Genomic DNA, 10,122 nt, shown 5'->3' on the forward strand with positions numbered 1-10,122 from the left:
GATGGTAGAACTGGCGGCGTGGCGACCGGGCGGGGAGGGCGGCTCCCGATCAGCATCGTGCACGCCTGCCTGCGCGACGGCCGGGGCGGCAGCCCGACGGCGGTCGTCGACGATGCCGAGGGCGCGCTGTCCGATGCCGAACGCTGCCGGGTTCCGGCCCGCTGCGGCACCTCACACGCGGTCTTCGTGACGCCCTCGGCGCCGGACGACGTGGTACGGCTGCGCTTCTTCACGGCCGAGGCCGAGTTGCCGGCCTGTGGCCACGGAACGGTCGCCGCGCTGGCCGTCCTCGCCGCGCGGCACGCCGGCGCCGAGGGCGAGTTCCGGCTGCGCGCATCCGGGCGTGCCTTCACCGGCCGTACGCTCCGGCGCGGCGACCGGGTGCAGGCCGCGTTCGATCCCGGCCCGGTCATCCTGCGCGAGCCCACTCCGGCCGAGTTCGGGCTCGTGAGCGCCGCCCTCGGGGTTACCCCGGACCTGCTCGGCCCCGGCGTACGCGTGGCGAGCCTGGGCCGACCCCGGCTGCTGGTTCCGGTGGCCACGGCCGAGGCCGTCGCGGCGCTGGCCCCCGATCAGGACCGGCTCCGCGCCGCGTGCGAGCAGGCCGGGCTGCTCGGCTGCTATGTCCACTCGATGCCGACCGGCGGCGGCCGCCTGGTGGCCCGGATGTTCGCCCCCGCCATCGGCGTCCCGGAGGACATCGCCAACGCCAACAGCACGGCCTGCCTCGCCGCCCACCTGGCCGACCGCGGCTTCCCCGAGCTCCGCGTCGACATGGGCGACGCGCTGGGCGTCCCGGCCACCATCACGACCGCCACCCAGCGAACGGCGAGCGGCCCGAGGATCCTTGTCGGTGGCGCCGCGACCATCGGCCATACCGGCGTCCAGTAGGTGGATGGCAGCCAGCGGCCGGATCAGTGGTCGGTCAGGATGGAGCCGGCGAGCCGGAGAGCTGGTGCAGCTCGGCGGCGAGTTCCCGCCGCAGGTCGTCGTGGCGCGGGCCGAGCTGGGCCGCCGGGTCGAGCCGGGTCGCGCGCGGATAGCTGAAGACCGGCCCGGTGACCAGATCCGGCGGCTCCCAGTCGTACCGCGCATGGATGTGCGCGTGCAGGTACGCGTCGAGGTTGCCGAGGATCGAATAGTTGACGCGGCGGAAGGCGGGGTCGCGGCGGGCGCAGACCCGTTGCACGGCCTCGCCCACCAGATCCATGTCGGCCAGAAAGGCCAGCCGGCCCGCTCGGGGCAGGTCCAGCAGCCGGTTGATGCCCGGGTCGTCGGTCAGCAGCACGCAGTATCCGGGGAGGAACTGGGTGTCGCCGATGACCGCGAAGCCGGAGCTCAGCCGCGCCAGCACGGTTGGGTTGGCGCCGCGCAGCGCCGCCCCGATCCGGTCGGTCCGCCAGTCGTCCATCCGGTCACGCTATCGCCCGGGCCGGCGGGAGAGAACGGGGCCAAGGCGCTCCCGCGGGACCGCGCGATGGCCGCGTCGCGGTGTACCGTTTGGCGAATTGTGCCCGTGAAGGGACAGCGCCGTGAGCTTCATCCTGCCTCTGTCCGCGACCCGGCCCGGGGACTCGGCCCGGGTCGGCCGGAAGTCGGCGGTCCTCGCCGATCTGGTCGCCGCCGGGTCCGCGGTGCCCGACGGCTTCTCGCTGACCACCGACGCGCTGGACGCCTGCCTCGCCGCGGCGCCGCCGCCCGCGGACGAGCCGTCCGTGGTGAAGGCGCACATCGAGACGATGCCGCTGCCGGACGACTTGGTCGCCGAGCTGGGTGAGGCGCTGCGCGCGCTCGGCGACGACCCGGTGGCGGTGCGCTCGTCGGGCGTGGCCGAGGACCTGGCCGGCCAGTCGTTCGCCGGCCAGTACGAGTCGGTGCTCAACGTGCGGGGGCTGGCCGAGGTGGTCGACGCCATCCGTACCTGCTGGGCGTCCGGCTTCTCCGAGCGGATCGCCAGGTACCGCGGCGACGGCCAGGCCACCGCCGAGGTGGGCGTGCTGGTGCAGCGGATGGTGCCGGCCGACGCGGCCGGCGTGGCGTTCAGCTGCAACCCGGTGACCGGGGACAGCGGCGAGGTGCTGGTCAGTGCCGTGGTGGGCCTGGGCGAGGGACTGATGGCCGGCGAGCAGACCGCCGACGAGTGGCTGGTCCGCGGCGACGAGGCCCGGGTGACCGCGACGGCCGAGCCGAGCGGTCCGACCGCCATCGACGCCGCCCAGGCCCGTACGGTGGCCGCGCTGGCGCTGCGCACGGCCGAGCACTACGGCAGGCCGCAGGACATCGAGTGGGCGTACGCGGACGGCGAGCTGTTCCTGCTGCAGGCCCGCCCGATCACCACGCTGAGCGGCGTCGTACGGGAGCAGATCCCGATCCCCGTCGTGGCGCCGGAGCTGTTCTCCACTCGGGACGCCAACGCGGTCCGGCCGTGGACCCGGCTGCAGACCTCGCTCTTCCTGCCGGTCTTCAGCGACGTCTCCCGGTACGTCTTCCAGTTCACCACCGGCGCCGTGCCGTCGGCGTCCTCGATCGGCGGCTGGGTCTATCTGTCGATGCCGCAGCTGGATGCGGCCACCCAGCTGGCCCGGATCGAGGAGATCGCCAAGAAGCTCGAGAACGGCGAGCCGCGCAGGCTGGTGCAGCGCTGGAACGCCGAGTGGAAGCCGGCCTTCCGGGCCCGGCTGTCCGCGCTGCGCGAGATCGACCCGCTGGAGATCGACGACGCCGCCCTGCTGGCGCACCTCCGCGACATGGTCGGGTTCTTCCGCGAGCTGCACGAGGTCTACTTCCAGCTCACCGGCGCGGCCGTGGTGCTGCTGAGCGAGCTGGGCGCGACCGCCAAGGAGCTGCTCGGCTGGACCCCGGCGCAGACCCTCCAGCTGCGCGGCGGTCTGCACGGCGACCACATGCGGGTGGCCATCGGCATCGGTGAGCTGGCCCGGATGGCGGCCGGCCGGCCCGCGGTCCGCGCCATCCTGGAGGAGAACGCGCCGGACGCCGTGGACCGGCTGCGGGCCGCCGACCCGGAGTTCGCCGAGGCCCTCAACGACTATCGCGAGGAGTGCTGCCACCGCACGATCGGGTTCGACCTGACCGAGCCGACCCTGGCCGAGCAGCCGGGCGTGCTGCTCAACCTGATCCGCGCGCAGCTGGACGAGCCGTTCGATGTGGACCGGGAGCGGGCGGCGCTGCGTGGCCGGTTGGACGCCACGCTGGCCGAGGCGGAGGAGGGGCTGGCCGCGGCCGGACCGGCGGGGCGTCGCCGGTTCCAGCTCGCGCTCGAGGGCAGCGACCTGGGCGCGCCGGTCCGCGACGAGAAGGTCTACTACGCGGTCTCGCTCTGGGCGCTGCTCCGCTATGCGCTGCTGGAGCTGGGCGGCCGGCTCACCGCGGCCGGGCTCACCGACAACGCGCACGACGTGCTGCACCTCGACCTGGAGACCGCGCTGGCCGCGCTGGAGCGGGGGGCCGACCTGCGCGAGCAGGTCCGGATCGGCCGCGGCCAGCACACCTGGGCCACCGCGCACCCGGGCCCGGTGTTCTATGGCCGGCCGCCCACCCCCATCGAGGAGGACCCGACACTGCCGGCGCCGTCGGCCGGCGCCCTGCACGTGGCGGCGCTGGCGCAGTGGTCGATGAGCCTGTGGGGCGGCGGCCCGGGCGGCGAGTCGCCGGCCGGCGCCCTGCGCGGCCTGGCCGCCTCGGCCGGGCGTTACACCGGCCCGGCCCGGGTGATCCGGGACGTCACCGAGTTCGGCAAGCTGCGCCGCGGCGACGTGCTGGTCTGCCCGGAGACGACCGCGCAGTGGGCGGTGTTGTTCCCGAGTGTCGGCGCGCTGGTCACCGACAAGGGCAGCATCCTGTCGCACCCGGCGATCATCTCCCGGGAGTACGGGGTGCCCGCCGTGCTCGCCACCGGGAACGCCACCAGCACGTTCGCCGACGGTCAGGTGATCACAGTGGACGGTTCCGCGGGCGTGGTCCGGAGCACCGGGGAGCGGTGACGCCCGGCGTGGCCGGGAAAAGCTTGCTTGCGTGACGCAAGTATCGATAGAGTGGCGGCATGCAGCCGGACGACCGCGACATCGAGGTACTCACCAGCGGCCTGCTGGCGGTCGGTCGCGAGCTCAGCAAGGCGCGCGAGCGGCAGGGCGAGGGCAGCCGGCTGACCATCCTGCAACTGGTCGCCGAGACCACCGAGGTCCGGCCGTCCGACCTGGCCACCGAGATGCAGCTCTCGCTGTCCGCGGTCACCCGGCAGATCCACGCGCTGGCCGAGGCCGGTCAGGTTGAGCTGCGCAACGATCCGAACGACCGGCGCTCGTTCCGGGTGGTGCTCACCGGCGCCGGCAAGGAGGAGCTGCAGCGGCTGGTCCGCAAGTCGCACGACCGGTTCGCGAACTTCCTCGCGGACTGGAACGGGGACGACACCGTCCTGCTCGGCACGCTGCTCAACCGGCTGGCCGCCTCCATCAAGGCGGCCCGGGCCCGACAACAACCACCGGCCTCGGGCCGCACCTGGCAGGCGCCGCGCGACGAGTCGTGAGAAAAGACGATGACGATCGATGGCCCAGGCCGAGGCGCCGGCCACGACCTCGCCCAGAAAGGCAGCCCGTCATGACCACCGCTACCAGCCGCCCGGCGCGGGCGGGACGGCTCCGCGCCCTCCTACCGACCCTCCTGGACATCGTCGTCCCGGTGGTCCTCTACTTCATCCTCAAGAAACTCGGCATGAGCGACTTCTGGGCGCTCACCCTGGCCGGCGTCGGCATCGGCGCGTGGGCCCTGGTGAACACGATCCGCCGACGCAAGCTCGACTTCATCGGCATCCTGGTGCTACTGGAGGTCGCGCTCACGGTCGCGCTGCTCTTCGTCACCGACGACCCGCGTCTGGTCGCCATCAAGCCGGCCTTCTACACCGCCCTCACCGGCTTCTACTTCATGTTCACCTGCGTGGTGGGCAAGCCCATCGTGTACGTGGCGGTGACGCCGATCGCCACCGACGGCGACCCGGTACGCGCGCAGGCGTACGACCAGGCGTGGCACGACTCGCGCGAGTTCCGGCGCCGGGAGCGGCTGATGACCGCGGCGTTCGGGGTCGGCCTGCTGATCGAGGCCGTACTGCGGGTCTGGATCGTCTACCACTGGTCGCCGGCCAAGCTGGACGAGTCGTTCGTCATCTCGCAGCTCCCGGGACTCATCGTGATCGTCGCGGTGCTCGCCTTCTTCCGCTCCCAGGTTCCGGCGCTCAGCAAGATCGTCGACGGCTTCCAGGAGCAGATCGCCGCCCGGCACCGGACCGCCGATACCGCCGACGCCCCGGGCGCCCCCGGCACCCCGGGCGCCCCCGGCGCCGGCGCCCCCGCGGCGCCCTCCGTCTGACTCCGGTCCATTCCGGCCGCGCCCGCCGACGGTGGCGAGCGGGCGCGGCCGGCGGCGGGACCGCCCCACGTGCCGGTCGGGCGTCCGGCCGTACCGGGTCGAACTCGATCGTGTCGCCGTCGCCCACGGTGATCTCGGCGGCCAGCGTCTCGGCGGAGATTCGGCGCGGGTCAGCCGGCGACGTCAATCCCGTACCGTTGGGCCAGGTCGGCGACCGTGAGGGCGCGGCCGGACAGCGACAGCCGCTCCTCGTCGGCGGCCAGCGCGGCCACCGCCGCGCGGCCGAGCGCGACCGCGATTCCCCGACCGACACCCCGGCTGGCGCCCGTGACCGGAGCAATCCGATGATCCACGACCAGGACGCTAGTGCCAGCCGCCCCGGCGCCGCCACCCGTCGACCGGCGTCAGCGGCCTTCGAGGGCCTGCACGTTGTCGCCGAAGGTCCAGCCCTTCGAGCCGTCCCAGTTGATCGACCAGGTCATCAGGCCCTTGATCCCGCTGACGCTGCCGTACGCCTGGGACACCAGCGCCGGCGCCAGGTAACCGCCGCCGGCCCCGGCCTGGGCGGGCAGGCCCGGCACCTGCTGGTCGTACGGGACCCTGATCGTCACGCCCTGGACGGTGAGGCCGGCGTTGAGGCACTGGGTCTGCACGGTGAAGCCCTGCACGGTGCCGGCCGGATAGGAGTCGCCGGCGCAGCCGTACATGCTGCCGTTGTAGTACTGCATGTTCAGCCACCAGAGCCGGCCGTTGTCGACGTACCGCTTGAGAACCGGAAGGTACGCGCCCCAGATCGAGCCGTAGGTGACGCTGCCCCCGGTGACGTACGCGGTCTCCGGCGCCATGGTGAGGCCGAAGCCGGCCGGCATCCGCGCGAGCACGCCGTCGATGATCCGGACCAGGTTGGCCTGCGAGGTGGACAGCGTGCCGATGCTGCCGCTGCCGGTGAGCCCGGTCTCGATGTCGATGTCGATGCCGTCGAAGTTGTACCGCTGCAGGATCGGCACGACCGTGGCCACGAACCGGTCGGCCACGGCCGCCGAGCCGAGGTGGATGCCGGCGGCCGCGCCGCCGATCGACAGCAGCACGGTCAGCCCGGCGGCCTTGGCCTGGCACATCTCGGCCGGTGTGGGCACCCGGACGCCCGCGTCCATGCCGTCCTCCCAGAGCACCGTCCCGTCGGCGCGGATCACCGGGAAGGCGGCGGTGACCACGTTGTAGCCGTGCTGCCGGATCCGCGGATCGGTGATCGGGATCCAGCCCAGCGGCGGGTGGACGCCGTTGACCGCGCCGTCCCAGTTCTCCCAGTACCCCTGCAGGACCTTGCCGGCCGGTCGCGGCTTGACCGCGCAGCTGTCCGGGCCGCCCGGCGGGGTGCTGCTCGGTGGCGGTGTCGGACTGCTCGGCGGTGTCGGGCTCGCGGTGCCGGTCGGCGTCGGGGTGGGCGTGGGGACGCCGGTCGGGGTGGGTGTCGGGGCACCGTCGCAGGGGCCGAGGTCCCGCCACAGTGCCGGCGTGGCGGCGGGGTTCCAGCCGGCGCCGGGCGGCGGGGTGTGGGTGACCAGCGCCTCGTAGAGCCGGCCGGCGTAGCTCACCCGGCTGCCGGCCGGATAGCTGGTGCCCTCGCTCCAGGCCGGCGCCGAGCAGGCCACCAGGAGGTTGGCCGCCGGGGCCAGGCCGCCGGTCCGCGCCGGGCCGCCGACCGCGGCCCGGCCGCCCGGGACCGCGGCCGGTCCGGCTGGCGGGGCCGCGGCCGCGACGAGAGCGGCCAGCGCGGCCCCGGCCAGCACCATCGGGGGTACGGATCGAACTCGCATGGCACGCCTCCTCGCCGATTGACGGGAGGCTATCAGTTAACTTTGTTAAATGTAAGCGTCAGCTGGTCGCCAAGAACTCCAGCGCGCGCTGGGTGAGCAGCTTGGTGGCGTCCGGGTCGTGCGACGGCAGGCTGCTGTCGAGGAACAGGTGCCGGTCCCCGGGGTAGAGGAACAGCTCGGCCCGGTCGGTCGAGGCCACCAACTCGCGGGCCGCGGCCAGGTCCTCCTCGGCGAACAACGGGTCCGACTCCATGCCGTGCACCTGCACGGGCACGCCCGCCGGCCAGGCCGGGCCGAACTCGGACACCGGCAGGCAGCCGTCGATCAGCAGCGCGCCGCGGGCCCCGGGGCGGGTCTGCGCGAGCCGCTGCGCGGGCATCACGCCGAGCGAGATGCCCACGTACACGAGCTCGGCCGGCAGGTCCGCCGCGGCCGCCACGCCGTGCTCGACGAACGCGTCGAAGCCGACCTTCCGGGCGTAGCCGAGTCCCTCGTCGAGGGTGCCGAAGGTGTGCCCGTCGTACAGATCCGGCGCGTGCACGGGGTGCCCGGCCCGGCGCAGCTCGTCGGCGAAGGCGGTGAATCCCGCCGTCTGGCCCTGGGCGTGGTGGAACAGCAGAATCTCAGCCATGCGGCCTCCTTGCTCGACTCCGGACGGCGCGTCGAGCCGCCCGGCTTGGCATGATCTCTCCAACGTTTTAGATTGTTCGAGAAATGTCGAGTAATCGCAACCCCCGGATCCCCGACTACGAGCTGGCCGAGTCGGTGGAGGTGTCGACCCCTGCGCAGCTGCGGGCGATCGCCGATCCGCTGCGCGCCACGCTCCTCGACCTCGTGCTCGAGCGGGCCGCCACGGTCGCCGAGCTGGCTGCCGCGGTCGGCCGGCCCAACAGCACCGTCGCGCACCACGTCAAGGTGCTGGTGCAGGCCGGCATGCTCCGGGTGGTCCGCACCCGCCGGGTCCGCGCCATCGATGAGCGCTACTACGGCCGGACCGGCCGCACCATCAACGTGGGCGCGGTCCGTACGCCGGGCGACCCGGCCGCCCCGGTCTGCCTGAACGGGCTCTCCACGGCCGCCGCCGAGTCGGTCCCGGCGCACGAGGCCGACACGCTCTACTCGACCATCCGGCACGCCCGCATCCCGGCCGCGGCGGCGTCCGCGTTCTGGCGCCGGGTCGAGGACCTGGTACGGGAGTTCAGCGAGCTGCCCCGATCCGGCGACACCGTGTACGGCTTCGCCGTCGGCCTCTATCCCACCGACCACCCCACGCTGCCCGCCCCGGAGGACGGCGGCGGGGCCTGAGTGCGCCGCGCGCAGCCGGCGCTCAGCCCAGGTGTTCTGCTGGGGGAGTGTTGAGCAGCCAGGCCAGGGGCATCGTGGTGGCAACCTCGTAGTCGCCGGCCTCGCCGAGCCGGTGCATGGTGACCGTCTGGGCGGTGTCCCGGTCGACCACCCAGTAGCGCGGGATGCCGGCCCGCGCGTACTCCTGGCGCTTGACCATGCCGTCGATGGCCTCCGAGCCAGGGGACACGATCTCGATCACCAGCAGGAGATCGGCGACGGTCAGCCAGACGGTGCGCGGTTGCGGTGCTGACCAGAGGCTCAGGTCGGGAATCCGCCCGCCGTCACCGCCAGGCCCGGGGATCCGGATGCCGGCGGCCTGCAGGATCTGCTCCGCCGGCCAGCCGCCAACGGCTAGCCAGACCAGCAGCCGACTGGCGATGGCGGCGTGCTCGGAGTCCGGTGGGGGCATGACCGAGAGCACTCCCTCGGGGCTGGTCTCATACCTGTGCCCGTGCGAATCTGCGGCGATCATGGCGGCGAGATCGCGGAGCGTCACGACGGCGGGCATGTGCAAGCCGACGCTTTCAGCGCTCATGGCGGCATCCTACCGGTCCGTCGCCGTCCGCTTGGTAGGGCGCGCGAGTGGCGGGGATCGCCCTCGACGTACCGGAGAGCTTCACGCCGAGAGCATCCCTTTTTACTCCTGCTGAGCGCTCTGCATAGCAAAAGTACGTTTAAAGCTCCATGTCTGGTTTGTCTCTATAACATAACGATCGCGTAGAGCCGGGGAGGCACGCGAAACGTGATCACTTGCTCCTGGAGGGGGACATGGGGAAGAAGCAACGTAAGCCACTGGCAAGCCTGAAACACGTCAAGGCGGCCTCCGGCCTGAGCTCCGTACTGCTGATGGCGGGCCTGACGACCGGGACCACCCCGGCCGCGGCGGCCGAGTCCGTCTACAAGGCCCGCACCGAGCGCGCGCAGATCGGCACTCCCGGTCCGCTGGGCAACCTGCGGGCCTGGCGTCCGTCGACGCCGCTCGCGGACGGCCCGGAGTCGCCGATCGGCGACGGCTCATACGGCCCGCAGGGCTGGCAGTGGCAGGACCAGGCGCCGAGCTGGTCCTCCGATGACTCCGGCGGCACGGGCCCGCAGGGCGCCCCCGGCGGTCAGGACCCGGACGGGTCCTGGGGCGGTTCCGAGCACCCGTGGCCGGACCACTCCGGCCGACCCGGCCCACAGGGTCCGCAGGGTGCCCAGGGCCCCCAGGGCCCGCAAGGTGACACTGGTGCGCAGGGTGCGCAGGGTGCGCAGGGTGCGCAGGGTGCGCAGGGTGCGCAGGGTGCGCAGGGCGCGCAGGGCGCGCAGGGTCCGCAGGGCGACGTCGGTGCCCAGGGTGCTCAGGGTGCCCAGGGCGCTCAGGGCGCTCAGGGCGCGCAGGGCGCTCAGGGCGCTCAGGGCGCGCAGGGCGCGCAGGGCGCGCAGGGCGCGCAGGGCGCTCAGGGGGCCCAGGGCGCGCAGGGGGCCCAGGGCGCTCAGGGCGCGGTTGGCCCGCAGGGTCCGCAGGGTGATGTCGGCGCCCAGGGTGCGCAGGGTGCTCAGGGTGCTCAGGGTGCTCAGGGTGCCCAGGGTGCGCAGG

Annotated in this window: 11 protein-coding genes; 5 read left to right on the forward strand and 6 right to left on the reverse strand. The window is 73.4% G+C overall.

Going from position 1 to position 10,122, the window contains the following annotated elements:
- Positions 1–18: 18 nt before the first annotated feature.
- Complete coding sequence (locus ACFFHU_RS10400; RefSeq protein WP_377337616.1) at positions 19–891, forward strand: PhzF family protein; 873 nt, start codon at positions 19–21, stop codon at positions 889–891.
- Between the two features lie 34 nt (positions 892–925).
- On the opposite strand, the gene ACFFHU_RS10405 is transcribed toward ACFFHU_RS10400, so the two are convergent.
- Positions 926–1,411: an HIT family protein gene (locus ACFFHU_RS10405; RefSeq protein WP_377337618.1), complete on the reverse strand. Its 486-nt coding sequence runs from the start codon at positions 1,409–1,411 to the stop codon at positions 926–928.
- Positions 1,412–1,532: 121 nt separating this feature from the next.
- Here ACFFHU_RS10405 and ACFFHU_RS10410 point away from each other — a divergent pair, with 121 nt between their 5' ends.
- From ACFFHU_RS10410 to ACFFHU_RS10420, 3 genes are all read left to right on the forward strand, one after another.
- A complete protein-coding gene (locus tag ACFFHU_RS10410; protein ID WP_377337619.1) occupies positions 1,533–4,001 on the forward strand; it encodes a PEP/pyruvate-binding domain-containing protein in 2,469 nt (822 codons plus the stop codon).
- Positions 4,002–4,060: 59 nt separating this feature from the next.
- Positions 4,061–4,543 carry a MarR family winged helix-turn-helix transcriptional regulator gene (locus tag ACFFHU_RS10415; RefSeq protein WP_377337620.1) on the forward strand — a complete coding sequence of 161 codons (483 nt, stop codon included), beginning with the start codon at positions 4,061–4,063 and terminating at the stop codon, positions 4,541–4,543.
- A 71-nt stretch (positions 4,544–4,614) separates the two neighbouring features.
- Positions 4,615–5,379 carry a VC0807 family protein gene (locus tag ACFFHU_RS10420; RefSeq protein ID WP_377337622.1) on the forward strand — a complete coding sequence of 255 codons (765 nt, stop codon included), beginning with the start codon at positions 4,615–4,617 and terminating at the stop codon, positions 5,377–5,379.
- 170 nt (positions 5,380–5,549) lie between these two features.
- On the opposite strand, the gene ACFFHU_RS10425 is transcribed toward ACFFHU_RS10420, so the two are convergent.
- The 3 genes from ACFFHU_RS10425 to ACFFHU_RS10435 are packed head-to-tail and all read right to left on the reverse strand — an operon-like array spanning position 5,550 to position 7,827.
- Complete coding sequence (locus tag ACFFHU_RS10425; protein WP_377337624.1) at positions 5,550–5,732, reverse strand: hypothetical protein; 183 nt, start codon at positions 5,730–5,732, stop codon at positions 5,550–5,552.
- 51 nt (positions 5,733–5,783) lie between these two features.
- Positions 5,784–7,196, reverse strand: a complete 1,413-nt coding sequence (locus tag ACFFHU_RS10430) for a carbohydrate-binding protein (RefSeq protein WP_377337626.1) — start codon at positions 7,194–7,196, stop codon at positions 5,784–5,786.
- Between the two features lie 58 nt (positions 7,197–7,254).
- On the reverse strand, positions 7,255–7,827 hold the full coding sequence (locus ACFFHU_RS10435) for a dienelactone hydrolase family protein (RefSeq protein WP_377337628.1): 573 nt from the start codon (positions 7,825–7,827) through the stop codon (positions 7,255–7,257).
- Between the two features lie 83 nt (positions 7,828–7,910).
- On the opposite strand from ACFFHU_RS10435, the gene ACFFHU_RS10440 reads away from it, so the two are divergent.
- Positions 7,911–8,501 (forward strand): helix-turn-helix domain-containing protein, encoded by a 591-nt coding sequence (locus ACFFHU_RS10440; RefSeq protein ID WP_377337629.1) that lies wholly within the window; start codon positions 7,911–7,913, stop codon positions 8,499–8,501.
- A gap of 22 nt (positions 8,502–8,523) precedes the next feature.
- On the opposite strand, the gene ACFFHU_RS10445 is transcribed toward ACFFHU_RS10440, so the two are convergent.
- Complete coding sequence (locus ACFFHU_RS10445) at positions 8,524–9,078, reverse strand: Uma2 family endonuclease (protein WP_377337630.1); 555 nt, start codon at positions 9,076–9,078, stop codon at positions 8,524–8,526.
- Positions 9,079–9,557: 479 nt separating this feature from the next.
- A partial coding sequence (locus ACFFHU_RS10450; RefSeq protein ID WP_377337632.1) for a hypothetical protein occupies positions 9,558–10,122 on the reverse strand: 565 nt, incomplete at its 5' end.

The organism is Plantactinospora siamensis (assembly GCF_042434095.1).
Classification (GTDB): Bacteria; Actinomycetota; Actinomycetes; order Mycobacteriales; family Micromonosporaceae; genus KBS50.

What these genes read in the sequence shown, in the direction of transcription:
- ACFFHU_RS10415 (WP_377337620.1), top strand. Translation starts at nt 4,061, where the DNA reads ATGCAGCCGGACGACCGCGACATCGAGGTACTCACCAGCGGCCTGCTG.
- ACFFHU_RS10440 (WP_377337629.1), top strand. Translation starts at nt 7,911, where the DNA reads ATGTCGAGTAATCGCAACCCCCGGATCCCCGACTACGAGCTGGCCGAG.
- ACFFHU_RS10420 (WP_377337622.1), top strand. Translation starts at nt 4,615, where the DNA reads ATGACCACCGCTACCAGCCGCCCGGCGCGGGCGGGACGGCTCCGCGCC.
- ACFFHU_RS10445 (WP_377337630.1), bottom strand. Translation starts at nt 9,078, where the DNA reads ATGAGCGCTGAAAGCGTCGGCTTGCACATGCCCGCCGTCGTGACGCTC.
- ACFFHU_RS10430 (WP_377337626.1), bottom strand. Translation starts at nt 7,196, where the DNA reads ATGCGAGTTCGATCCGTACCCCCGATGGTGCTGGCCGGGGCCGCGCTG.
- ACFFHU_RS10435 (WP_377337628.1), bottom strand. Translation starts at nt 7,827, where the DNA reads ATGGCTGAGATTCTGCTGTTCCACCACGCCCAGGGCCAGACGGCGGGA.
- ACFFHU_RS10405 (WP_377337618.1), bottom strand. Translation starts at nt 1,411, where the DNA reads ATGGACGACTGGCGGACCGACCGGATCGGGGCGGCGCTGCGCGGCGCC.